The organism is Hymenobacter sp. J193 (assembly GCF_024700075.1).
Classification (GTDB): domain Bacteria; phylum Bacteroidota; class Bacteroidia; order Cytophagales; family Hymenobacteraceae; genus Hymenobacter.
Genome location: NZ_JAJONE010000001.1, coordinates 4,146,740 through 4,171,278 on the forward strand (window position 1 = coordinate 4,146,740; position 24,539 = coordinate 4,171,278).

Genomic DNA, 24,539 nt, shown 5'->3' on the forward strand with positions numbered 1-24,539 from the left:
TTACCGGCTACTACAACATCGTCTTTGCGAAACGCGCATCTGGTTGAATGGATTAACTAGTGTTTGGGATAAGGAAGCTTGATTGGTTGTTGGATTGGCTAGTACACGTCCTCCAGGTAGCGGCGCTGCTTGCGCAGCTGCTTGACGTAGTCGGCAGCGTAGTCGGCATCTTTCCCGCTTTCCTGCTGAATGACGGCAAGCAGGGCCTGGCGCACGTCGGCGGCCATGCGGTTTTTGTCGCCGCACACGTAGAAGTGGGCGCCGTTTTCGAGCTGGTCGTAGAGGCGGGCGCCTTGCTGGAGCAGGCGGTGCTGGATGTACACTTTCTGCTGCTGGTCGCGGGAGAAGGCTACGTCGAGGCGGTCCAGCGTGCCTTTTTTCAGGTGCTGCTGCCACTCGGTCTGGTACAGGAAATCGGTGGTGAAGTGGGGGTTGCCGAACACCAGCCAGTTGCGGCCGGCGGCGCCGGTTTCAGCCCGCTCCTCCACAAAGGCCCGGAACGGGGCCACGCCCGTACCCGCGCCTACCATAATGATGTCGGTAGCAGCATCCTGGGGCAGCTTGAAGTACTCGTTGCGGTCCACCCACACCCGGGCTGTGTCGCCTACGGTCAGCCCATCGGCCTGGTAGGCGGAGCAGGTGCCGTGCTTGCGGCGGCCCTGGGTTTCGTAGCGCACGGCGCCTACCGTGAGGTGTACTTCCTCGGGGTGAGCCAGCAGGGAGCTGGCAATGGAGTAAGCGCGGGCCGGCAGGGGCCGGAGCACCGCCGCCAGCTGCTGCCCCGACAGCTCTACCGGAAACTCCGTGAGCAGGTCGGCCACGTCGCGGCCGTAGAGGTAGTCGGGCAGCTGGGCTTTGTTGGTGAGAATGTCGCGGAGCCTGGGGTGCTGCGGGGCCACGGCGGCATAGCGTTCCAGCACGTCGCGCGTGAGTACCGACAGCTCCAGCTTCTCCGCCAGCGCGGTGTGCAGATCAAATTCCGTGTCATTGAGCTTTACCGGGGCCGTGGCGTTCAGGCGGGCGGCCTGAATTACCTCCTGCACCAGCGCCTCGCTATTCACGGGCTGCACCATCAACGCGTCGCCGGCTTCGTAGGCTATGCCGGAGTCCGCCAGCGAAAATTCCAGGTGGTAAGTTTCCTTGGTGGAGCCGCGCCCGTTCAGCTGGATTTTCTCCAGCAGCTCAGCGGCGAAGGGGTTGTGGCTGGTATATTCCACTTTTTCTTCTACCTCGGCCTCACCCGCGGCCACCAGCTGGTTTACCTGAATCGAAGGCTGCGCGGAGGCAATCGTAGTGGTAGCTGGGGCCGGCTGGGCTACCAGCGCCAGCACCTGCTCGGCCCAGCGGCGGGCCTCGGCTTCAAATTCCACGTCGCAGTCCACGCGCTCCAGCAGGCGCTTGCCACCCAGCTCGGCCAGGCGCTGGTCGAACTCGAAACCGGTCTGGCAGAACTGCAGGTAGCTTTTGTCGCCAAGGGCCAGCACGGCGTAGCGCAGGTTGGGCAGCTTGGGGGCCCGGTTGCTGAGCAGAAACTGGTGCAGCTCCTCGGCGGCAATAGGTGGGTCGCCCTCGCCCTGGGTGCTTACCACGACCAATAGCTGCTGCTCGTTTTTCAGCTCCTTGGTCGGGTAGTCGTTCATGTCGCGCACCGTCACGGCCAGGCCGCGCTGGCGGGCCGCTTCGGCCACCAGGCCCGCTGCCTTCTTGCTGTTGCCGGTCTGGGAGCCGAAGAGAATGGTTAGCCGGGCCGAATCCGGAGCCGGCGCTGCGGCCACCGAGGTAGCAGACTGAGCGGCCGGGGGTGCCGCTGCGCCCGCCGACCGACCGTAGAAATACCCGCTCAGCCACAGCAGCTGCTGCTCGGTGAGGCCGCCCGCGAACTGCTGCAGGCTGGCGTCATCCAGACCCAGGGGCAGCGTGAAAGTTGAGGTAATGGACATGGCAAAAACAGGATGACGGCGTAGAGGGAAGTCAGAAGAAAACCGGCCGGAAATCCGCCCGAAAAAGCAAATCAGGCCACCTCGGCGTAAGAGGCGTCGGCAAAAACGGTCGGCAAAGCCTGCGTCAGCACTGCGGGCGTGGCCAGGCGCGTCACCTCTCCGATGATGATGATGGCCGGAGCCCCGATACCGGCTTCCAGCGCCCGGGCCGGCAGCTCGGCCACGGTACCCGTGACCAGCCGGGCGGTGGGCAGGGTGCCGTTCTGGATGATGGCCGCTGGCGTCTCGGCCTGGCCCTGCGCGCAGAACAGTCGCACAATGCTCGGCAGCTCGCCCAGGCCCATCAGTATCACGGTGGTAGCGCGGGAGCGGGCGGCTTCGGCCACGCTGGAAGCCAGCTCGCCGGTGGCCGTAGTGGCCGTAATCACCCGGAACCCCTCGCTGGCGCCCCGGTGCGTGACGGGAATGCCCACGCTGCCGGCCGCCGCCACGGCGCTGCTGATACCGGGCACGTAGTCGGTGCGCAGGCCGTGGGCTTCGGCGTAGAGCATTTCCTCCCGGCCGCGCCCAAACACGAACGGGTCGCCGCCTTTCAGACGCACCACGTGGCCGGAGCGGTGCGCGTGCTCCACAATCAGGGCGTTGATTTCGTCCTGGGAAAAGCTGCGCATGCCGCGCCGCTTGCCCACCGATACCAGCACGGCCTCGGGCCGGGCGTGTTGCAGCAGCTCGCGGTTGGCCAGAGCGTCGTAGAGAATGACATCGGCCTCACCCAGCACCCGCGCCCCTTTGAGCGTGAGCAGCTCCGGGTCGCCGGGGCCGGCACCAAGGACGGTCAGACGGGGCGTTTTCATACGGTGAAATGGTGAGGTGGTGAAATGGTGAGTTTCCAGGCCGTCATGCTGAGCGCAGCCGAAGCATCTCTACCTCTGACTACTTCTAGCGTGAGGACAAAGCTGTAGAGGTGCTTCGGCTGCGCTCAGCATGACATTCTATTGGCTTGAACACTAAATCGAAAAGGCAACCGGGGGCTGAACCGGGGCGGTGAAGTACTCGGAGTTGGCAGCTTCTACCAGGCCGGCGGCGAGGGTGTCGCCACTTACTTCATCCACCAGAATGAAAGACCCGGTGGCGCGGTTTTCCTGGTAGAGGTCCACAGCCAGGGGCTGGGCGGTTTTCAGGCGCACCCGCACGATGTCGTTGAGCTGGGCCTGCTCGGCCGATACCCGGGCAAACGTGTGCACGTTCACCTTGTAGAGAATGGCCGACACGGACGCTTTCGAGAGGGTGGTGTGGTGTTGCACGAGCAGCTTGCGGCCGGGCCACAATGGCTGCTCGCTCATCCAGCACAGCGTAGCTTCCAGCTCCCGCGTCACCGTAGCTTCGGCCGCGACGGGCACCAGGGCGTCGCCGCGGCTCACGTCCAGGTCGTCGCGCAGGCGGATGACCACGGCCTGGGGCGCGGCGGCAGATTCCACTTCCTGCTGGTTTACTTCAATGGCTTCGATTTCGGATTCCAGGCCGGAGGGTAGCACCCGCACCCGCTCGCCGCGGCGGTACTGGCCACTCAAAATCTGGCCGGCGTAGCCGCGGTAGTCGGGCAGCTCAGGCGTCTGGGGACGAATCACGTACTGCACCTGAAAACGTGGGGCAGAAGTCGTTTCTACGGCACTGGGCACGCTTTCCAGGTGCTCCAGCAGGCTGGGGCCAGTGTACCAGGGCAGGTGCTTGGAGCGCGTCACCACGTTGTCGCCATTGAGGGCGCTGAGCGGAATGGCCGTAGCCGCCGGCAGGTTGAAGTGGTTGGTAAGGGCTGCATAGTCAATGGCAATCTGGTCGAACACGGCCTGGTCGTAGTCTACCAAGTCCATCTTGTTCACGGCCAGCACGAAGTGGCGGATACCCAGCAGCGCGGCAATGAGGGTGTGGCGGCGCGTCTGCTCAATCACGCCCTGGCGCGCATCCACCAACACAATGGCCAGGTCAGCGTTGGAGGCGCCCGTGACCATGTTACGGGTATACTGCACGTGGCCCGGCGCATCGGTAATGATGAATTTGCGGCGGGGCGTAGTGAAGTATTTATAGGCTACGTCGATGGTAATGCCCTGTTCCCGCTCGGCGCGCAGGCCGTCGGTGAGGAGGGCGAGGTCTACCACGCCGCCCGAGGCCTGCCGCTTTTCCAGGGCCGCCAGCACATCCAGCGACACGGATTCGGAGTCGTATAGCAGCCGCCCGATCAGGGTGCTTTTGCCGTCGTCTACGCTGCCGCAAGTGATAAATCGAAGAAGGTCCATAAAGGTGAACTTGTGAGTTTGTGAAATTGTGAATGGTCGTTCAGGTGAGGTGCAGAATTCACAACTTCACCTTTCACAACTTCACCACTTAGAAATACCCGTTGCGCTTGCGGTCTTCCATGCCGGCTTCGGAGATGTTGTCGTCGAGACGGGTAGCACCCCGCTCGCTTACTTTGGCCAGCAGCAGATCCTGGATGATGTCTTCCACCGTGGCGGCGTCGCTTTCCACGGCGGCCGTGCAGGTAGAGTCGCCCACGGTGCGGAAACGCACCTGCCGCGTCACGATTTCGTCGTCCTTGTCGAGGCGGATGTGCTCGGTGAGGCCCAGCAGCTGGCCCGAGGGCAGCACCACGCAGGTACGCTCGTGGCCGAAGTAGATGTCGGGCAGGGTGATGTTCTCGCGCTGGATGTAGCGCCACACGTCCAGCTCCGTCCAGTTGGAAATGGGGAATACGCGCACGTTTTCGCCCTTCTGGATGCGGCCGTTATAGATGTTCCACAGCTCGGGGCGCTGGCGCTTGGGGTCCCACTGGCCAAACTCGTCGCGCACCGAGAAGATGCGTTCCTTGGCGCGGGCCTTTTCCTCGTCGCGCCGGGCCCCGCCGATGCAAGCATCAAACTCAAACTCCTCAATGGTTTCCAGCAGCGTGTAGGTTTGCAGCGGGTTGCGGCTGGGGTACTTGCCCATCGGCTCACGCAGGCGCTGGCGCCGGATGGTGTCCTCCACACTGCGCACAATCAGCTTTTCGCCCAGCTGCTCGGCCAGCGTATCGCGGTAGGCCAGCACCTCGGGGAAGTTATGCCCGGTATCCACGTGCACCAGCGGAAACGGGAAGCGGCCGGGGCGGAAGGCTTTTTCGGCCAGGCGCGTAAGCACAATGGAGTCTTTGCCACCCGAAAACAGCAGGGCAGGACGCTCAAACTGGCCGGCTACTTCCCGCAGGATGTGGATGGCTTCGGCTTCCAGCCGGTCGAGGTAATCGAAGGAAGGGGTACTCATAAGAAACTGGTCTTGCTTGATACTTAGTTGGCGGGCACCGGCTCCACCACCGGGTCGGGACCATTGTGGTGGGCGGTGGCGTGCAGACCGCATTCTTTGGCCGAAAGGTCTTCCCACCACCAGCGACCGGCGCGGAAGTCTTCGCCCGGCTTGATGGCGCGGGTGCAGGGCGCGCACCCAATACTCACAAAGCCCTGCTTATGTAGTGTATTCACCGGAATTCCGTGCTCCTGGGTGAAGGCCACCGCCTCTTCCCAGGTCCAGTCGAACAGCGGGTGAACTTTGATGAGGTTGTGCGGCGCGTCCCACTCCACCGGCTCCATCGTCTGGCGGTTCTGCGACTGTTCGGCCCGGATGCCCGTTACCCAGGCCTGTTGCCCGGCCAGGGCGCGGTTCAGGGGTTCTACTTTGCGGATGTGGCAGCACTCCTTGCGGTTTTCCACGCTCTCATAGAAGGAGTTGGGGCCTTTTTCGAGGAGCAGCGCCTGCAGGCTTTCCTGCCGGGGCGCATACACCTCAATCGGCTTCTGGTAGCGCAGCAAAGTCTTGTTCCAGGTGGCGTAGGTTTCCTGGAAGTTGCGGCCCGTATCGAGCGTGAATACCCGAATGGGCAAGTCGAACTCAAAAATCAAGTGACTGATAATCTGGTCTTCCAGGCCAAAGGAGGTCGAGAAAACCGCCGAGTTGGGGTACAGAGAAGCCACGAGGCGCAACCGCTCCAGGGCGGTGGCTGGCGTGAGCTGATGGCGCAGGTCGTCCAGGGGTGGACCAACCGGCGCGGCCAGGGCTGCGGGCATACGACAAGCAGGGAGAAGGAGAACCGGCCGGAGAAAGGCAGCAGTTCGGCGGAGAATCATCCTGCGCGGAAGCTGGCCTGACGTGGGCTGGTCGGGGCGCTGCGGCAGAACAAAAAGCGGCCTGTGCTAAGCCAGGCGGCCGCTAAGCATAGCGGAGCTGCCGGGGGCTGAAATCAGCGCACAAACCAGGAAAAGTAGGGGTGTGAACTAGCAACAACACGCCATGCCCATCGTAGCACAACACCCATGCTGTACAGCAATGGAAGTGGCGGAGGCAGGGACGAGGTTGGACAAGTGGTTCACGGTTTGTTGTTTTTATATGGTCAGGACTTGGCACCGTTTCGGAAATTCCGCTGGTTGCCGGCGTTTCATAGAGCCTGTCTCTCCACGCCTCTGTATAAAAACAATCCTTTGGGGGGTAAAGAATTGGTAGGGCAAAGGAAGGGTCGAAATTTTATACTTCCAAATTTTCTTTTTCATGGGTAACCGCCAGCCAGTGAAATTAGCCGCTGATTTAGTGGAAATATCTAACTCGGGTGGTTGCTGTATGCCTACTAGTGAAATAGTGATTTTGGTTACTGGTTGACAGCTGGGCAATGCAGTGAGAATACAATTTCTATGACTGTCCCTTTGCCTGGTACAGCGGCCAAATAGGGCATTGATGCCAGCCTGAAAAACCTTTCTTTACTCGTTTTTAAGTTATGACATAATGATTTCCAACAGGCGTCATCAACTTGACTTGGCTGCCCGGTGCCCGGCTTAACGGCCCCTTACTGTGGGCCTAGGCCAACCGGTGAGAGTACAATCAGGTCAGCGGGTTTCGGTGCCGAAATTTTTGCATCAAAGCCTTGGCCTCTGGGGCAGACTTGGTGAGTAGAACCAGCGTGGCATACACTACCGTCAGTACCGCCGAGCGTACGAGCATGGCTACCAGTGGCGAATTGAAGGAGGGAACCAGCCAGGCGGCTCCGCCGGCTACTACCGCACTCAGCAGAATAAGCGGGATGCGGCCGGTGAAGGGCTGCATGCGGTAGCTGTGCCATACAAACCAGGTGCGGGCCAGGTTGATGCTCACAATGGCCAGCAGAAATGCCACCGCTGCCCCCGTCAGCCCCAGGCGCGGAATCAGCAGGGCATTGAGGGTAATGGTTACCAACGCCAACGACACGTTGAACAGCAGATCGTAGCGGTAGCGCGGGGAGGTGACGAGGATGAGCCCGTTGAGGCCCGTGATACCGTCGAAGAGGCGGGCCAAGAGCAGTACCAGCACGGCCGTAGTGCCAGCTTCAAGCGCGGGGTTGCGCATCAGGCCGTAGATGAAATCCAGGTTCAGCGCGATGCCCAGAGCCAAGTAGCAGCCCAGCACGGCATTCAGGCGGGTGGTGTCGCGATAGAAGGCGGCCATACGCGGCAGGGCGTTTTCCTTCCAGTAGTCGGCCAGTAGCGGGAAGGCAATTTTGTTGAGCGAGCGGGCCGGCAGCGTGAGGGCCGTGCTGATGAAAAATGCAATGCTGTACACGCCCGCTGCGGCCAGGTTCAACTGGGAGCCCACCATGAGCGTGTCGATGTTCATGATGATGGTGCCCGAAATATTGGCCAGCAGCGCAAACGCCCCGAAGCTCAGAATACCCCGCAACGGCTGCACGCGCAGGGCCGCCGCCTGCGGGCGCACGTGCAGCTCGCCGATGTAAGCCAGGTAACCCGTAAGCAGCAGGGCAATACCGCTCATGCAGCCGATGTACGCCAGCACGTAGCCGTGAAACGACAGGTAGCCCAGCCCGTAGAGCACAGCCGCCCCGGCCTGTAGCACCCGTAGCAGAATTTCCTGCACAAACGACGAAAAAGCCGTGTGGTACAGCCCTTTCAGGTAAGCGTCCTGCAGGGAGTACAGCATCACGAACAGCGCCAGCCCCGCCGCCCAGCCGTAGTAGGAGCCAATGAGGGCGCGGTCCTGCTCATAGAAGCTGAGCACCAGCGGCCTCCCGCTCAGGTACAGCACCGTCACCAGCGCAAAGCCCAGTAAAGGCACGCCTAGCAGCAGCGGCAGAAACCCCTGGTGCCCGGTTTCCCGGTTGCGGAAATACGGGAAAAACCGGATGCCCACACTAGCAAACCCCAGTGCCGACAGCTGCGCATAAATGGTGGCAATGGCCAGCAGCGTGCTGGTCAGGCCCAGCTGGTTGGCGGCCAGAAAGCGCGGCACAATGAAGGCCGTATTCAGAAACCCCAGCGCCAGCCCCAGGTAAGAAATAATGGTGTTGCGCAGCCCCTGCCGCTGAACGATGCCCAAGCGCGGTGATTTAGTGATTTAGTGAATTACCCCTTATGTCATTCCGACGCAGGAGGAATCCGGGTTTGTCTTTTAACGCTGAACCCAGATTCCTCCTGCGTCGGAATGACAGTTCTAGGACCGCTGTGCGCAAATATCCGAGCCGTTGACGAAGGTCACGTGGCGGCCGCGAAGGTACTCCATGATGGTGTGGAACTCGCGGGGGCCGTTGTGGTGGTTGGCCGGGTCGAAGTTCTCGTTGTGCCAGAGCACCGTGCACACGCCCCCAAACCGCTCGATTTCCTGGAACATGGGCGTGAGGGCCGGCAGGATTTCCGCTGGTTCCAGCTGCAGGTAGCGCGGGTGGTAGAGCGTAGCGTCCATCACGTTCAGCGGAATTTCGAGGAAGTCATGGGCTTCGCCGGTCTGAAAGTTGAACGGGTAAAAAGGCAGACAGTAAGAGTTGCGGAAGCCGAAATGCTCAGCAAAGCCTAACGTGGAGTCGTAAACCGACGTGAGTTCCTCAACTAGAATTGGAGTAAAGCGCGGCTCCCACCTCAGATAGTGGAATCGGTTGCCGAAATAAGTGCCCGAATCAAGTGGCAAGCCGGCTATTTTCCGGACTGTGGCGGTTTCGATTACTAAATTGTAATCATCCCCACCTGCGCTTAAACTGCCGTGAACTGCTATTTCAGAGCCATCTTCAAACAATTGACGAATCTGGTTTATAAGCTTCGAATGGTTGATTTTATAATCCGCATTGGGCGTGCCATTGGCGGCTTTTCGGTGCTCAGGCAGAAAGAAGAACGTGCTCTTTGCCCCGTACGAAGCCACGGTTTGCTGTACCTGCGCCAGGTTGTCCCAGGCATCGGGCTTGGTGAAGTGCTGCCAGAGCTGCCGGCCGAAGCTAAGCAGCTTGCCCTGGCGCAGGGCAGCGTTGGCCGGAGCTTTCCAGGCGCTGTACAGGTTGTCGATGTCGTGGGTGATAAAGGCGGCCCAACTCGCGCCGTTTGCCCAGCGGCGCGGGCGCAGCGGTTGCCCGGTTACGTGCTCCACGGCCGTTTTCAGAATATCGAAGTAGTAATTGACGACAGGCACGGTCACGAAACCGTAGCGGCTCTGTACGCTGGCCGAGTAGGGAAAGCGTCCGTGCTGGTCGCGCTCCTCGGAAAAATACTCCTGCCAGCCGCTGAGCAGGTAAAACGCCGCCGAAATAATGTCCGGACAGATAAAGGATTTTCCTTCTGGCAGCAGTTCTATTAGTGGTTCTCCGGCGTCGCTGTCAAAGAAAAAAGGAATACTTTTTCCCCGCCACTGCCGCCAGTTTATTTCAAATGAATGTGGATATGGTCGTTGTAGAGCGAAAAACTCATCTTCTCCACTACCAATAACTATCTGAGCGTCTTCCGGCCCTACCGGATAATAGCCAATGGATGGTAAATGAACACTTTCATATGCCAGTCGAAAATGCCGGAGCACATAAGACAGCCGGGTTTCGGCGGAGACAGGAAGTGCTTGGATAGGAGGCAGCGACATACCGGCAAGATAGGGCCGGCCTCTTTACCGTACTACTTCCAGCCAGCCCTTGTATGTGGTAGGGTTGTCGGTGCGCTGAAGCACGAAATAATACGCGCCCGGGGCCGCGTTTAGCCCCCAATCATTGGCATAGCGCGCCGCAGAATATACCTGTTTGCCCCAGCGGTTGAAGATAACCACCGACCAATTGCCGGTTGCCGCCGCCAACAGTCGGAACGTGTCGTTGATTCGGTCCCCGTTCGGCGTAATGATGTTGGGTACACACAGTTCCATCTGCACATTGCGGCTGGCCGTTTGCGTGTTGCAGGCATTGCTGACCTGAGCGGTATAGAGTCCCGGCTGCTGCGCGACCAGCGTTGAGGTGCTGGAGCCGTCTTGCCAGCGGTAAGTGTAGCTACCCCCAGCTACTGCACGCAGAGTAAGTGGGGTGCCTTCGCAGATGGTGGTATCGGCTCCCAAGCTGAAACGAGGAACCGCAATTCCGCTTCGAACCGTTACGCGCCGGCTGGCAGTACAGCCCGAGGGGTACGTAGCCGTCACCGTGTACGTGCCGGCTGCTGCTACCGACAGCTCCGCTTTGGTTGTACCCGTGCTCCAGCGGTAGGCCGTAGCCCCGGCGCTCTGGGCTGTCAGCGCCACCGAACTGCCCGGGCAAAGCAGAGAGTCGCCCGCAATTTGTATTTCGGGCCGGAAAAGCTGCACAGTATGTTCGGTTGATACCGTGCAGCCGCCCGGGTACGTAGCCGTCACGGTATATACGCCGGGTTTGTTCGCCGAAATTGCGGCGGTGGTAGCGCCCGTATTCCAGCGGTAGGTTACGCCCACGCCCGCCGTAGCCTGCAGGGGCACTGAGCCTCCCTGGCAAACTTGAGCCGCTCCACTGATAGCTACTGCCGGTTGCACTACGGTACGCTGGGCCAGCAGCGTGCAGCCTCCGGGGTACGAAATCGTTACGCTATACAAACCGGCCTGGGTAGGCGCAATGCTGGCGGTGGTAGCCCCCGTGCTCCAGCGGTACGTAGCTCCGGGCAGGCTGGCAGTAGCCGTGAGCCGGATAGGAGCCCCGGCGCAGAGTAGGGTATCCGCCGAAAGCGTGAGGCGCGGCTGTATTACCGTGCGGCGAGCTTCTACCCGGCAGCCGCCGGGATACGTAGCCACGGCGGTGTACGTGCCGGGCTTGGTAATGTCAATGGCCTGAGTGGTGGCCCCGGTGCTCCACTTTACCCCGGATGCACCCGCCGTAATAGATTGAATATCTAGTCTCAGACTGCCGTTAGGACAGAGCAGCGTGTCGGCGCTAAGTTTCAGGGCAGGACGTACGACGGTCTGTTGACGAGTGATGGTGCAGCCGTTAGGAAATCGGGTGCTGACGCTGTAAGTGCCCGCCTGCGTTACCTGAACAGCCGCCGTAGTGGCGCCGGTACTCCAAAGAAATGTAGCCCCGGCAGCAGGCGTAGCGGCGGCCTGCAGCGTCACGGAGCCATTAGCGCAAAGCCGCGACTCACCGCTGAGCTGTACGGTAGGCGTCGTCAGCGTGGTAGAGGACGTAAGCTGGCAGCCGTTGGGAAAAGTGGCTACTACCGTATAGGTGCCCGCCTGCGTGGCCGACAGCGTAGCGGTAGTAGCGCCGGTATTCCATTTATACGTGGCGGTAGCCGGGGTGGCCTGGGCCTGTAGCTGTACGCTGCTACCAGGGCATAGCAGAGCCGGGCCCGTCAGCTGCAGCGTAGGGCTTGCCACCGTGCGGGTGGCGCTGATAGCGCAGCCATTAGCAAAAGTTGCCGTCACGGCATATGTACCTGCCTTGGTGGCAATGATGGTGGCTGTAGTAGCGCCGGTATTCCATTTGAAAGTAGCCCCTGCCGGGGTTGCGGTAGCGCGCAACGGGGTGCCACTACTGCCAGCACACAACAGATTGTCGGCCTCTACAGCAATAGTAGGGTTTACCACAGTGTGGGTGCCCGTAACGGTGCAGCCGCCTGCCAGTGTAGCAGTTACACTATAAGTGCCAGCCTGGGTAACGGTTATAGCTGCCGTGGTAGCGCCCGTGTTCCAGCGGTAGGCTGTTGCCCCAGCCAGAGAGGCGCTCAGCTTCACGGAACCACCCGTACAAAGCAATTCATCACCGCTGATGTTTACCTGGCCTCCGTTTCCCGCGGAGGAAACCTGAATATACTCGCTCCGGTATTTCTGGGCCGTTAGCACCAGGCTTTGGCTGGAGAGGGTCGCATTGGCGGCAGTCCAGCTGTCGGTGTTGGTTGAGCGGCTATATATCTGCGTGCAACTACTGGCCCCCGCGGCAGGATGGAGCCGAAATTGATAGGTGCCCGTGCTGCCCCGACTGAAGACACCGAAATACGTGGCCGTAACGTTGCCTGCCGGCTTTAGCGTCGGTGCCTGGTTGATGGCATATAGCTGGATGCCATCGGTTTGAGTAATTCCGGAAACAATAGCTGAGTCGCCGTTGGCTGCTTTCAGCTTAAGCTTGCCCTGGCTGAGGTTACTGCCGTACACCGACGTCGACAGGTCGCCGATAGGGGCACCGGAAAGCTTCCAGGGGGCGCTGCCGAAGTTCTGCAATGTGCCGTTTACCGGGACGTTCCCCCGGTCAACTACCGTGGTGCCCGCTGTTTGGTCGAAGGTATAGTAGCCTACTAGATCGGCCGGCACAGTGCTAAACCGGCGGCACATATTGGCCTGAATCTGCTCTGCCAAAAGGGCCGTGCGCCACAGCCTGATTTCGTCGATTTCACCGGAAAAGAAGTTTTCCGATTGTACATAGTACTTGCCAATAGCCAGCGTTGAGGTCGTTGTCAAATCAGCTTGCGTGTAGTTGTACACACGACTATTTTCTAATGCGCCATCCACGTAAATCTGCCAGATATCTACGTTACATACACCTGCCAGATGGTGCCAACGACCATCGTCAATACGGGTAGTAGAGGCTCCGGAGGACATATACGTGCCTACGTCGGCGCGGCCATTGAAGGATGCTGTGCCATTCTGGGTAATCAAATGATAGCCTTTTTCTTCAAGCAAAGAATTGGAGTATTTGCCTATTATCCATTGGTAACCGCTACTGGTTGTTCGAATCCAAGCTTCAACGGTAACTCGTTGTATAATTCCTCGGTTTACGCTACCGCATTCAACACTAGTAGTATATCCGTTAAAAGAGACAGTGTTGCCAGGTCCAGGAACGGACTGCGCAATCGTTAATGAGCATGTCTCCAGTAGTATGCCAAGCACTACTATAGCTTTAGCTAAAAAGGTGTAATACTTCGATGCTGAAGAAAGAAAACGCCTTGACATACAGCCGTATATAGATAGGGTAATTTGCAAAATAACGCTATTTAAGCCACTCCCCCAAAATCCGCAAAGCCCGCTGCTGACTACGACCTTCGTCGGGAGTGCCCAGGGTAGCATTGTAGTAAGCTGCCCGCCGGTACAAATCCAACGGCTTGTGCTGCTGGTAGCGGCGCAGCATGTCTACCAGCATGGCAGGGCTGTCGGCTTGGTCCACCAGGTTGTGGGCCACGTAGCCGTAATAGTCGTCGAAGGAGGCGGGGCTGCCCAGGCGGTAGTAGAGGCTGACCAGGTTGAGCAGGATGGCTTCGAGGTGGGTGCTAGTGTCGGCGGCAATGAGGGCATCCTGCCCGGCCAGAAACTCAAAAACCGACTGCTGACGCGCATCGGAAAACTGCAGCTCCGGGTGCTGCTGACGTAGAAAACCAAAGTCGCGGGTGTCGCCGGGGTGGGGGCGGAAGGTGAGCGTGAGGTCCGGCAACTCCCGCAGCACGTGCGCCACAGCATTGGCCACCTGCTGGGTATCATCGAGCAGGTTGGCTGCAATACCCACACGCCGGATGCCGGGTGCGGTGTTGCGGCGGGCCAGAAACGCATCGGCTTTGGGCATGCCTACCAATTCCACCCGGCCCCGGATAAGGCCACACTGCCGGTACTTGTCCAGGGCATCCTGGCCTTCCAGCAGATTCAGGTCAAAGCCCAGGGGCGGGAAGTTGGTGCTTACGCTGGCGTGCTGCACATAGGCCGTGGGCACCCCCTCGGCCCGGCAGGCCAGCAGCAGGGCGCGGGTGTCGTCGTTGTGGTCGTTGGCAAATACCACGGCGCGGGGCCGGTAGTGCCGCAGCGCCCGCCGGTACACCTCGTAGTAGCCAATGGCATTGAAAATCAAATCGCAGAATCGCCAGGCCCTCCGGCCTTCCAGCCGCAGCAGTTCGGCCAGTACGAAGGGAAACTGCCAGTAGTACAAACCCTTGCGACGCAGGGAAAGACGGTTCACCTGCTGGTTATAGCGGCCAATCTGCTTGCTCTGCCCGGCTACCAGCACACTATCAGGGCGGGCATCCCGGATAAAGCGCAGGGAATCGTAGTTGTTCTGACTGACCACATAGAGCCACACAGCCCCGCGCAGCTGCTCCGGGTTATGGATGGGCCGGAACACGTTGCCTACCAGCCGTAGCGCCGCGTAGCCGGCCATACGGGCCAGCCGCCGTACTGGGTTGGCGGGCGAAATGCCATTGAGCGTGCGCGCCGGCAGGGCCGCAAACAAATCCGTAAATCGTAGCTGCAGAATGTCGCGCAGGCGGGCCGTAACAGCGGCCAATACGGCAGCCATTTACAGCGCCTCCCAGGTAAGCGGCGTGCCGGCGCGTAGGTTCTGACGGGCAGGCTTACCCAGCAGCTGGTCGAGGTAGCGCGGGGGCAGTCCGTCGCCGGGACGCACTACCCGCAGGTTTTCTTTGGTGAATACTTCCCCGGCTTGCACGTCCTGGGCCACGTACAGGCTGCGCTTGTACAAGCGGCTTTTTTCCTCGGCCCGCTGCACCCCGTACTGCACTTGGCCCAGGGCCTGCCAGGCCCGCTCGGTTTCCGTCACCAGCTGCGCTACTTCCTCGGGTTCCAGGGAGAAGGCCGAATCTACCCCGCCGTCGGCGCGGCGCAGGGTCACGTGCTTTTCTATCACGCAGGCGCCCAGGGCCACTGCGGCCACCGCCGCGCCCACACCCATGGTATGGTCGGAGAGGCCCACCAGGGTATCGGGAAACAGCTGCTGAAAGTGGGGCAGGGTGCGCAGGTTGGTGTTCTGGGGCGTGGCCGGGTAGGTGCTGGTACACTTCAGCAGCACCAGTTCGCGGCAACCCGCTTCCCGGAGTACCTGCACGGCCTCGGCCACTTCGGCCAGCTGGCTGGCCCCGGTGCTCATAATTACGGGCTTGCCGGTGGCGGCTACGCGGCGCAGCAGCGGCCAGTCGGTATTTTCGAAGGAGGCAATTTTGTAGGCCGGCACCTCCAGGCTTTCCAGGAAGTCGACGGCAGTTTCATCGAAGGGCGAGCTGAAGGCTACCATACCGTGCGCTTTGGCGCGGTCGAACAAAGGCTTGTGCCACTCCCAGGGCGTTTGCGCCTCCTGGTACAGCTCGTGCAGCTCGCGCCCAAACCAGAGGGACGCAGGGTCGTCGATGCGGTAGGCGCCGGGCAGCGTCATGGTATCGGCGGTGTAGGTCTGGAGCTTGATGGCGTGGGCCCCGGCAGCGGCCACGGCATCCACAATGGCCAGGCCGCGCTGCAAATCCTGGTTGTGGTTGCCGCTAAGCTCGGCAATGATGAAGGGCGGCTGATCGGGGCCCACGAGGCGGGAGCCAAAGGAAATCGTCATGCCGCAAAAATACGAAGCCGTACGGGGCTACGCGTAGCTTTCCTGTTCGCCCAGCAGCAAATCATCGGGTTCCGGGACGGGGCCACCCAGGGTATCGACCTGAAGTCGAGCGGCTGCTTCCTGCTCGGCATCGGAAACAGACTGAACGACCTGAATAGTTAATACGGCCGAGATGATGGCAAAAACGCAGGCAATTATGTCAAAAATCAAGGCGTTTTCTTCATCCGAAGGCGTACTGGCTCGTAGTGCGTATCGTTGAGAAGTCCGGGTTAGGATGGTGTATAGCAGGTATAGAACCCACCACCAACCGACCACCGTGTGCGGGCGCGAACGGCCAGCCATTTCCAGGGTACCGTGCCAGACCTCTTTCATAATTGAATAAGGTCGCACCAGATTTAAGAAGGGAACAAACCAGGCCCCCACGGCCCACCCATCCGTAAGCTCCGTGTATTGCCCTGCCAAGCGCAAGTTGAGGTAAGCCCGGCGAAACCACTGCAGGAAATAAACAGTGCCCAGAATCACAGTCAGTACTTGTGCTACCCCTACGAAAAGCAGGGAAATAGCTAAGAAATCTGAGATTAAGGCATTGGCTGTCCCAGAAAACAGCAGCGTCAGCATGTCGTGTAGAAGAGCAAGCACGAGGACCAGAATGATGGCCCAAAACATAACGATAGTCTGGCGGGCACGCTTGGAATTGTCGCGGAGCATACAGTAAAAAAGATAATAAAGCGCGGATCAGGTACTCGTAACCCGTTCAAAGGTAATAGCTTCGTCGGTCGCCCCAGCTAGTATAGGCACCTTCTGTGCTAAAAAACCCGCCCGCTCAAAGGCTTTTACGGAAGCAACATTGGCGGGCTGCACGTGGCCCAGCACCCGCTGCACGGCCGGGAAGTGCTCCGTCAGGCGGCGCACTCCGGCCAGCAGCAGCAGTGGCGCCAGCCCGCGCCCCCGGAAGCTGGCGTCCAGCAGGTAGCTTAAGGTAGCCTCCTCGTCTTCAACTGCAAACCGGATAAGGCCGGCAGGAAGGCCACTGGCCGCATCCTGAGCCAGCAGCAGCAGGGAGTTGGGGTCGTGGAGTCGGGCGGCCAGCCACTGCTCATGGTCGGTGCGGGAAACGGGAGTAGGGTTAAAGGAAAACTGCCGTACCGAAGGCTCGTTCGTCCAGGTCAGAAGCTGGTCGGAGTCGGTGGGCACGACGGGCCGCAGATGAAACGGGGGCGGAGGGAGTAGCAGGGCGCGAAATTCCTGCCGCAGCCGCCGTGGGGCCTGCCCGTCGAACCGCAGCCGCTGGGCCGCCTGCATAGCAGCGGCCAGACGTGCGGCCTCGGGCGAAGTAAGGATGTTGGCCGACGAGGTAAACGGCCGGGCCAGCCCCACCCCGCGCAGATACTGGTCGATGTCGTACTGATTGTCGGCGGTGGGAAGCAGGAAAAGCAAGCCGCCCGCCGCCGCGCAGTACTCGTAGCTGACGGTGCTGGCTGAACAAACCGCCGCGCCGCACTGGCGCATAACCTCGGCCAGCTCCGGCGCCGGCAGGTTGCGGTGCAGCGTCAGGCGCGGGTGTTCCGGCGCCCAGGCCTGCAGGCTTTCCCAGCCCAGGTAGGCGCTGCCCACCACCACGTGTACGCGCTGCACGGCCGGCAATGCCAGCAGCTCAGCCGCCACGCGCTGGGTTTGGTGGGTAGGGTCGGCCCCGCCCAGGCATACCAGTACGGTTGCTGGATCAGGAGGAACAGGTAAAGCGGGCGGGGTGCGGAAGGCGGCGCGCAGGGGCGCGTAGGCCGGACCGCTCAACAGGTTGGCACCAGGCTGGCGCAGTTGGTAATGGCTGGTGGAGAGGCCCCCGGCCGGGTTCAGTACCAGATCGGCGGCCAGCGGGTAGGCGTGCAGGTCGTCCAGGTACACCAGCCGGCCCACGGCCCCGCGCACGGTGTTCTGATACTCGTAGCGGAAGTCGTAGCCATCCAGCACCAGCACATCTGTGGTATGCAGTACTTGGCGCGCGAGGTAGGCCGCTTCTTCCGCCAGGGGCTGATAAGGTAGAATATGCACCACCAAGCCGGCCTCTCGAAGCTGCTGCCCAAGCACGGCTTCCGGCTCCCGAATCAGGAAAAGCTGCTCCGGGAAATTCGGTTGCAGTATTTCGGCCAGGGCCAGCAGCCGCATCACGTGGCCCAGCCCGATGCGGGAGTTGCCATCGGCCCGGAATACGAGGCGGGGAGAACCGGCTTTGGCAGAGGTCATGCTACGCGTACCTGTTGGTTGTCGGCATTGATGAGCGGCAGCCACGGGTATTGCTCGTACAGCGCGGCTACTTCGGCCAGCCCAAAATCCGTAGGCAGCGTCGTATATAGCGTGTGCAGCAAAGCGTAGTCGCTCGGGTAGTCGACGGTGAGGCGGAAGCTGGCCCAACCAGGATGCTGCGTGGCCAAGTCCAGTTCCTGCAGTTGAAACAGCTCCGGGTGGCGCCGCAGGTAGGGCGTCACGTGCTCCCGCTCGTCGGGCTGCCGCGCCTGCGCGTGGGCCAGGGCCAGGGCCCGGCCGCTGATGATTTCGAGGTTGGTGCCCAGCGGCAGGCCGGTGGTGTGGGTGTAGTCGGCCCGGTTGAGGTGCTGCTGCTGTAAGGCTTGCCGCACGTAGTGCGGGTCGATGGCGGGGTTGTCGGCGGTTAGCCGCACGATAGTATCGAGCTGATGAAGGGCCGCAGCTTCCTGAAAGCGGGCCAGCACGTCAGTTTCGCTGCCCCGGTACACCTGCGCGCCCGCCTGACGGGCAGCCGACGCCACGGCGTCATCGGCAGGCAAAGTGGATGTGGCTACGACGACTACCGCCACCCCGCTGCACCGGGCCCGGCTTATCACGCGGTCAAGTAAAGTGAGCGGGCCGCCCAGCGGGAGCGGGAGCAGGGCTTTGCCAGGCAGGCGGGTGGAGCCCATCCGAGCCTGAATGACGGCGCCGACGCGCGGCTCAATCGGGGCGTTTATCGAATCGTCCATCCGCCGTCCACTACCAAGTTATGGCCCGTTACAAAATTGGCGGCCCGGGAACTCAGAAACACGAACGCGCCGGCCAGATCTTCGGGCTGCCCAATGCGCCCCAGCGGAATGCGCTGCTCCAATTCCCGGATGAACCCGGGGTGGGCCTGGGCCGCGCTGCCCGGGAAGGCGCCGGGCGTTACGCAGTTGACCTGAATATTTTCGGGCCCCAGATAAGACGCAAAATACTTGGTGAGCTGAATGACGCCCGCTTTGGCCGCGCCGTAGTGCGGCGGGTTGGTAAACTGCGGCGTAACGTGATAAGCCGCAAAATCCGGCGCTACTACCCCATACATGGAAGCCACGTTGATGATTTTGCCGCGGCCCTGGGCCCGCAGATGCGGCAGCACCTCGCGCAGGCAGCGGTAGGCCGAGCCCACAGAGCCATCCAGTCCGAAGGCAAACTCCTCATCGGTGAGTTGGTCGGGCTGGCTGCCGCGGGTGTAAAAGGCGTTGTTAATGAGCACGTCAATGGCCCCGAACTGCGCGTGGCAGGCCACAAATGCCGCCCGCACGGAAACCGAATCGGCCACGTCGCACTCCCGGAAATGTAGCCTGCCGGTGTCTTCGTCCCGAAAAGCAGCCTCGAACAACTCTTCCTGGCGGCCCAGTACTACCACGGTAGCCCCGTACGCCAGCAGCCCCAGCACCACGGCTTGGCCCAGGTGGCCGTAGCCCCCCGTGATAAGCACCACCTGGTGCCGCAACGAAAAAAGAGAAGCCGGATCTAGCGGGGCCATGCGTAGGGAAGAATGAACGTGTCGTCGGGTTCCGCGAAAGTAGCCAGCGCCGACCGAACCTGGTTGAACTGCGTTAGGTATTGCCCCGCCCGCACGTTTTCGCGCAGATTTTCCACAGAATCCACCCCAACGACCAAGCGGCTTATCTGTGGAAAAGACGCGGCAAAAAGCAGCAACAAGGCTTCCAGCGGCAGCTGCTGGTCCGTAGCTAGTTGGTGCAGCCTTTGCAGCTTGTCGCGCAATGGGGCAAAGAATGCCGGCAGCTGCTCTGAGTTACGCAATAGCAGCCCCTGCAGAAAAGCCGACCGCGCATGCACTTCTATGCCAGCGGCCTCCAGCACTGGCAGCAGCGGCACGAAGCGCTGATCCAGTACATTTAAGGGCAGCTGGACCAGGCTCACCGGTAGCCGTTTTTCCAGCAGCCACTCGGCTTGCCAGGGGTGGTAGAGCGAAACGCCGATGCGCTCCGTCTGGCCCGCCTGTTGCGTAGCCTGCAACGCCCCCCAGGCCTCGGGCCACTGCTGCTGCCCCGCAAAATCATGAAACAACACCCCGTACACGCGCTGCTGCCCCAGCCGCTGCAGGGAAGCGCGCAACTGGCTGGTGACTTCTGAACTGGAGCCGGCGGCAACTTTGGTTACTAGCTGAAAGCCGGGCAGTGTGAGGGCCGGCAGCAACTGGCCCAGCCGGCTTTCACTGTCGCCGTAGGCTGCGGCCGTGTCCAGCAATGTAATACCGATTTCCTGAGCCGCCTTTAGCAAGGCCGCAGCCTGAGCCAGACTGGGCTGGCCGGCAGTGTTGTTGATGCCGTAAGCCAGCCCCAGCTGGGCTGTGCCCAGCGCCAGTCGTTGCGCGAAGTCCTGCATTACCGCTCCACAAACGCCCGAATGCAGTCAATTACGTACTGCTGCTCTTCGTCGGTGAGGGTGGGGAACAACGGGATGCTCAGGCAGTGGGCGTAGTAGTTTTCGGCCGCTGGAAAGTCGCCGGGCTGCCAGCCCAGGTCCTGGTAGTAGGGCATGGTATGCACCGGAATGTAGTGCACCTGCGCAAAAATCTGTTGTTCCCGCAACGCGTCGTACAGGCCCTTGCGGTCGGGCACCTGAATCACGTAGAGGTGGTAGGCGTGCCCGGGTGCCCCGGCTACGGGCCGCACGGTGGTCATTTCGGCAAAGGCGTCGTCGTAGCGGGCGGCCAGCTGGCGCCGCCGGGCCAGGCCTTCGTCGGCGCGCCGGAGCTGACTGATGCCCAGAGCGCAGAGCATGTCGGGCATGCGGTAGTTGTAGCCCAGTTCCTGCATTTCCATGTACCAGCCGCCGTCGTTGCGCGTGAGCTGGGCCGGGTCTTTGGTGATGCCGTGAGTGCGCAGGCGCAGCAGGTGCTCGTACAGGTCGCGGCGGTTGGTGGTAATCATGCCGCCCTCGCCGGTAGCAATGTGCTTCACGGGGTGGAAGCTGAAAATAGCCAGCTCGGCAAACTGCCCGTTGCCGCACCGCTGCTCATGGCCCTGCGAGTCGGTGAAAAAGCCGCCCGGCGCGTGGCAGGCATCCTCAATCATCCAGAGCCCGAACTCGTCGCATAGCTGGCGGGCCGCTTCCAGGTTCACGGGCAGGCCGGCAAAATCCACCGGAATCAGCCCGTGGAAGTAACCTTTGGGGTGGCTTTCCAGCAGGCGGCGCACGGCGCCCAGGTCCAGCAGCGCGGTTTCGGGGTCGATATCAGCAAAATGCACTTCGCCTCCGCAGTAGCGCACGCAGTTGGCCGAGGCCGAAAAGGTGATGGGCGTGGTGATGACGCGCTGCCCGGGCTCCACACCCAGCGCCAGCGCACACAGGTGCAGGGCCGCCGTGCCGTTGGCTACGGCCACCGCGTGGTCGGCACCAATGTAGGCGGCAAACTTTTCTTCAAATTCCGCCACCTTGGGTCCCTGCGTGAGGTAGTCCGAGTACAGGGTTTCCGTCACGGCCTGCACGTCGTCGGGGGTGATGTGCTGGCGGCCGTAGGCAATGGGGCGGGTGGGCTGAAAAGCGAGGTCAGGCATACGGCTTCAAATGTACAGTACGGCGGGCATCCCGGGCGGAAAAACCAACAGCTGCCCCCAAGGGGCAGCTGCCAGCCATGGAGCACGAAAAAAGTTAGCACTCGTGGGTGAACTCGGCATCCACGTGCAAGCGAATTTCTTCCCGGATCTGCTCCACCGACATCCAATCGGCATTGTTTGAAGAATCATAGTGGAAGCCGGCCTCCACGCGGCGGCCGTTGAAGTGCCGGATAAACTCTTCCACATCCCAGCGCGGGGTGAAGGGCAGGATAACGTAGTATTTATCCAGCTCCACCGTGCTCAGCGCGTCGGTTTCGGTTATCATTTCCTCGTGCAACTTCTCGCCGGGCCGGATGCCCACGATTTCCTGGCGGCAGTTGGGGGCAATGGCCTTGGCTACTTCCGTGATTTTGTAGCTTGGAATCTTGGGTACGAAGATTTCCCCGCCCCAGCTGTGCTCCAGGGCATACAGAACCAGGTCCACGCCTTCCTCCAGGGAAATGTTGAAGCGCGTCATGTCGGGGTGGGTGATGGGCAGCACGCCCTTGTGGCGCTCCTGCAGGAAAAACGGCACCACCGAGCCCCGGGACCCTATTACGTTGCCGTAGCGCACCACCGAAAAGCGCAGGTTGCGGGAGCCTTTCATGTTGTTGGCCGCCACAAAAAGCTTATCGGAGCACAGCTTGGTGGCCCCGTAGAGGTTGATGGGCGCGGCCGCCTTGTCGGTGCTCAGGGCCACCACTTCCTGCACGCCGCAGTCCAGGGCCGCGTTAATCACGTTTTCGGCCCCGAAGATGTTGGTTTTGATGCACTCCATCGGGTTGTACTCGGCGGCAGGCACCTGCTTGAGGGCGGCGGCGTGCACGATGATGTCGATACCCTCGCAGGCCCGCTTCATGCGCTCCGCGTCGCGCACGTCGCCAATGAAATAGCGGATGGCCGGGTACTTGCTGCTGGAAAACGTCTGCGACATTTCGTACTGCTTCAGCTCGTCGCGCGAGTACACCACCAGGCGCTTCACCTGCGGATATTTTTCAAATACGGCCTGCACGAACTGCTTGCCGAAAGAACCGGTGCCGCCGGTTACCAGAATAGACTTATGATTAAGGTCGAGGGCCATAAGAAGAAAACAGGGCCAGCCACCAGGCCGGCCGGGGTAAGGAAAACAAAAGTAGGCATTCCGGCGTCAGTTGCGAGTTGTCAGTGGCCCGGTGCGTGGAGCGGAAACCGAACCCCGACTGCGGCTTGCCGGTTCATTGTACCTTTGAAAAACCTTTTTAGCTGAATCGGCCGCTGGAGCGGGGTAAGTATCCCCCGCTCCTCGGCTCCAACCTGCATGGCACTGGCAACTGACAACCCAAAACGGACTTCTGAAGCCCCCGTCAAAGTTATTATCTGGGATTTGGATGATACGTTCTGGCGCGGCACGCTCTCGGAGGGCGCGGTGGAGGCGCTGGACGAAAACCTGCGGCTCGTCCGGGACACGGCAGCCCGGGGCATTGTGCACACCATCGTTTCCAAAAATGACTTTGCCCCGGCCGAAGCCAAGCTGGTGGAGCTGGGCATCCGCGACCTGTTCGTGTTTCCGCAGATCAGCTGGCAGCCCAAAGGCCCCATTATCCGCCAGCTGCTGGAACAAATGCAGCTGCGGGCGCCCAATGCGCTGTTTTTAGATGACAACCCCATCAACCGGGCGGAAGCGCAGTACTACAACCCCGGCCTGCAGGTAGCCGACCCCGCCGAACTGCCTATGCTGGCCCCGAAGCTACGTGCCAGCGGCAAGCCCGACCCCGCGCTTTCCCGGCTAAAGCAGTACAAGCTGCTGGAGCGCCAGCAGCAGGCTCGCACCCAGTACAACGACAACCTGGCCTTTTTGCGCGATGCCCGGGTGCGCGTGCAGTTCCGCGAGGACGCGGCCGTACTGCCCGACCTGGGCCGCATCGAAGAGCTTATCAACCGCTCCAATCAACTTAACTTCACCAAGCACCGCGTCACGCTTGCTGAGCTGGAAGCCAGCCTCCTGGACCCTGCCCGGCGTTGGGGTACCGTGCGCGTGCAGGACCGCTTCGGCGACTATGGCCTGGTGGGCGTGTACTGCCTGAACCTAGAGGAAAACCGGGTGGAGCAGCTCGTGTTTTCCTGCCGCATCCTGCACCTGGGCGTCGAGCAGTTCACCTACGCCCACTTGGGCTTTCCGGCGCTGGAAGTGCAGGGCGAAGTAGCTACGGAGCTGAATCGGCAGGAAAAACCCGACTGGATTACGCTGGACCAAGGCAACGATTCAGACCCCGCAGAAGCTCCCAGGGCGGGTGGCCGTCTGCGCGTGCTGCTCAAAGGCGGCTGCGACCTGGGCCAGCTCACGCCCTTCCTGCAGGCCTTTGAGCTGGAGGTAGTGGAGGAATTCAACTACAACAATGAGCATCAGATACCGGTGCACCTGGAGCACACCGCTTTGCTGCGGGCGGGGCGCGAGTGGCCCGCCGCCGAACAGCAGCGCCTGGCCGCCGCGTTGTCTTTTCTTGGGCAGGATGCTTTTGCTACTCAACTCTGGCAGCCGGGCTACGACGTGCTGGTGTATAGCCCGCTGATGGATTATACCCAGGAGCTTTACCGCGAAAAAGCCACCGGCCGGCAAATACCCTTCGGAGGCTACCAGAACCTGCTGACGGTGGACCCCGCCGCCCAGGCTGCCCGGTACGCGCAGCGCCGGTTTCAGGGGATGGACGAGGCGTTTCTGCGGCGGTTTCAGCAGGATTTCGCCTTTGAAGGCCAGATTTCCCCGGAGCAGTTCACCGAAAACCTCCGCTGGCTGCGGGCGCAGGTGCCCGCCTCCGTGCCTGTCTTTTTCCTGAACGGCACTGAAATCGACGTGCCTGGCTCCCCCGAGGCCGGGGCCGCCCAACGCCACCGCGTTATGAACCAGGCGCTGGCCGCCTTCGTCGCCGGAGCGGCCAACTGCTACCTCATCGACGTGCGCGAGTTTATCCGTACGCCCGCCGACGTGACCAACAACCTGCGCCACTACCAGCGCCCCCAGTACCGCACGCTGGCCCAGCGTCTGGCCACCGCCATCGGTCAGTGGCAGGGCCGCCAGCTGGCTCACTCTCCCTGGACGGACCTGAAAGCCCGCGCCGCCAGCCTCGTTCCCGGCAAGCTGCGCGGCTTACTTAAGTGGTGAAATTATGAGGTAATGAATAAACGTGTCATTGC

18 protein-coding genes and 1 riboswitch are annotated in these 24,539 nt (G+C 61.2%); of the genes, 1 reads left to right on the top strand and 17 read right to left on the bottom strand.

The features are described 5' to 3' along the window. Nucleotides 1-98 precede the first annotated feature (98 nt). The 17 genes from LRS06_RS18135 to pseB all read right to left on the bottom strand — a co-directional run bounded on the left by LRS06_RS18135 (nucleotide 99) and on the right by pseB (nucleotide 22,449). Complete coding sequence (locus tag LRS06_RS18135; RefSeq protein WP_257872791.1) at nucleotides 99-1,940, bottom strand: assimilatory sulfite reductase (NADPH) flavoprotein subunit; 1,842 nt, start codon at nucleotides 1,938-1,940, stop codon at nucleotides 99-101. Nucleotides 1,941-2,011: 71 nt separating this feature from the next. Next, complete coding sequence (gene cobA, locus LRS06_RS18140; RefSeq protein ID WP_257872792.1) at nucleotides 2,012-2,794, bottom strand: uroporphyrinogen-III C-methyltransferase; 783 nt, start codon at nucleotides 2,792-2,794, stop codon at nucleotides 2,012-2,014. A gap of 153 nt (nucleotides 2,795-2,947) precedes the next feature. Then, nucleotides 2,948-4,234, bottom strand: coding sequence for a sulfate adenylyltransferase subunit 1 (locus tag LRS06_RS18145; protein ID WP_257872793.1), 1,287 nt, complete (start codon nucleotides 4,232-4,234; stop codon nucleotides 2,948-2,950). A gap of 88 nt (nucleotides 4,235-4,322) precedes the next feature. Beyond that, the gene (gene cysD, locus LRS06_RS18150; RefSeq protein WP_257872794.1) at nucleotides 4,323-5,234 is read right to left on the bottom strand and encodes a sulfate adenylyltransferase subunit CysD; all 912 of its coding nucleotides are present in this window, start codon (nucleotides 5,232-5,234) and stop codon (nucleotides 4,323-4,325) included. A gap of 23 nt (nucleotides 5,235-5,257) precedes the next feature. After that, the gene (locus tag LRS06_RS18155; RefSeq protein ID WP_257872795.1) at nucleotides 5,258-6,031 is read right to left on the bottom strand and encodes a phosphoadenylyl-sulfate reductase; all 774 of its coding nucleotides are present in this window, start codon (nucleotides 6,029-6,031) and stop codon (nucleotides 5,258-5,260) included. A gap of 312 nt (nucleotides 6,032-6,343) precedes the next feature. After that, a riboswitch (SAM riboswitch) is annotated at nucleotides 6,344-6,435 on the bottom strand. Between the two features lie 401 nt (nucleotides 6,436-6,836). Beyond that, complete coding sequence (locus LRS06_RS18160) at nucleotides 6,837-8,321, bottom strand: lipopolysaccharide biosynthesis protein (RefSeq protein ID WP_257872796.1); 1,485 nt, start codon at nucleotides 8,319-8,321, stop codon at nucleotides 6,837-6,839. 114 nt (nucleotides 8,322-8,435) lie between these two features. Further along, nucleotides 8,436-9,836 (bottom strand): hypothetical protein, encoded by a 1,401-nt coding sequence (locus LRS06_RS18165; protein WP_257872797.1) that lies wholly within the window; start codon nucleotides 9,834-9,836, stop codon nucleotides 8,436-8,438. A 24-nt stretch (nucleotides 9,837-9,860) separates the two neighbouring features. Beyond that, complete coding sequence (locus LRS06_RS18170) at nucleotides 9,861-13,259, bottom strand: LamG-like jellyroll fold domain-containing protein (RefSeq protein ID WP_308239917.1); 3,399 nt, start codon at nucleotides 13,257-13,259, stop codon at nucleotides 9,861-9,863. Next, a complete protein-coding gene (locus LRS06_RS18175; RefSeq protein WP_257872799.1) occupies nucleotides 13,183-14,472 on the bottom strand; it encodes a hypothetical protein in 1,290 nt (429 codons plus the stop codon). The genes LRS06_RS18170 and LRS06_RS18175 overlap by 77 nt, the downstream gene beginning before the upstream one ends. Then, on the bottom strand, nucleotides 14,473-15,513 hold the full coding sequence (gene pseI / locus LRS06_RS18180; protein WP_257872800.1) for a pseudaminic acid synthase: 1,041 nt from the start codon (nucleotides 15,511-15,513) through the stop codon (nucleotides 14,473-14,475). A 27-nt stretch (nucleotides 15,514-15,540) separates the two neighbouring features. After that, nucleotides 15,541-16,221: a DUF4328 domain-containing protein gene (locus LRS06_RS18185; RefSeq protein WP_257872801.1), complete on the bottom strand. Its 681-nt coding sequence runs from the start codon at nucleotides 16,219-16,221 to the stop codon at nucleotides 15,541-15,543. Nucleotides 16,222-16,248: 27 nt separating this feature from the next. After that, a complete protein-coding gene (pseG, locus tag LRS06_RS18190) occupies nucleotides 16,249-17,757 on the bottom strand; it encodes a UDP-2,4-diacetamido-2,4,6-trideoxy-beta-L-altropyranose hydrolase (protein WP_257872802.1) in 1,509 nt (502 codons plus the stop codon). Beyond that, nucleotides 17,754-18,509 (bottom strand): cytidylyltransferase domain-containing protein, encoded by a 756-nt coding sequence (locus LRS06_RS18195; RefSeq protein WP_257872803.1) that lies wholly within the window; start codon nucleotides 18,507-18,509, stop codon nucleotides 17,754-17,756. The genes pseG and LRS06_RS18195 overlap by 4 nt, the downstream gene beginning before the upstream one ends. Further along, a complete protein-coding gene (locus LRS06_RS18200) occupies nucleotides 18,494-19,288 on the bottom strand; it encodes an SDR family oxidoreductase (protein WP_257872804.1) in 795 nt (264 codons plus the stop codon). Before LRS06_RS18200 ends, LRS06_RS18195 begins: the two co-directional genes overlap by 16 nt. Then, nucleotides 19,276-20,154 carry an aldo/keto reductase gene (locus LRS06_RS18205; protein ID WP_257872805.1) on the bottom strand — a complete coding sequence of 293 codons (879 nt, stop codon included), beginning with the start codon at nucleotides 20,152-20,154 and terminating at the stop codon, nucleotides 19,276-19,278. The genes LRS06_RS18200 and LRS06_RS18205 overlap by 13 nt, the downstream gene beginning before the upstream one ends. Beyond that, nucleotides 20,154-21,329 carry a UDP-4-amino-4,6-dideoxy-N-acetyl-beta-L-altrosamine transaminase gene (pseC, locus tag LRS06_RS18210; RefSeq protein WP_257872806.1) on the bottom strand — a complete coding sequence of 392 codons (1,176 nt, stop codon included), beginning with the start codon at nucleotides 21,327-21,329 and terminating at the stop codon, nucleotides 20,154-20,156. The genes LRS06_RS18205 and pseC overlap by 1 nt, the downstream gene beginning before the upstream one ends. A 94-nt stretch (nucleotides 21,330-21,423) precedes the next feature. Next, the gene (gene pseB, locus LRS06_RS18215) at nucleotides 21,424-22,449 is read right to left on the bottom strand and encodes a UDP-N-acetylglucosamine 4,6-dehydratase (inverting) (RefSeq protein WP_257872807.1); all 1,026 of its coding nucleotides are present in this window, start codon (nucleotides 22,447-22,449) and stop codon (nucleotides 21,424-21,426) included. Nucleotides 22,450-22,665: 216 nt separating this feature from the next. On the opposite strand from pseB, the gene LRS06_RS18220 reads away from it, so the two are divergent. Continuing rightward, a complete protein-coding gene (locus tag LRS06_RS18220; protein ID WP_257872808.1) occupies nucleotides 22,666-24,507 on the top strand; it encodes a hypothetical protein in 1,842 nt (613 codons plus the stop codon). Nucleotides 24,508-24,539: the final 32 nt, after the last annotated feature.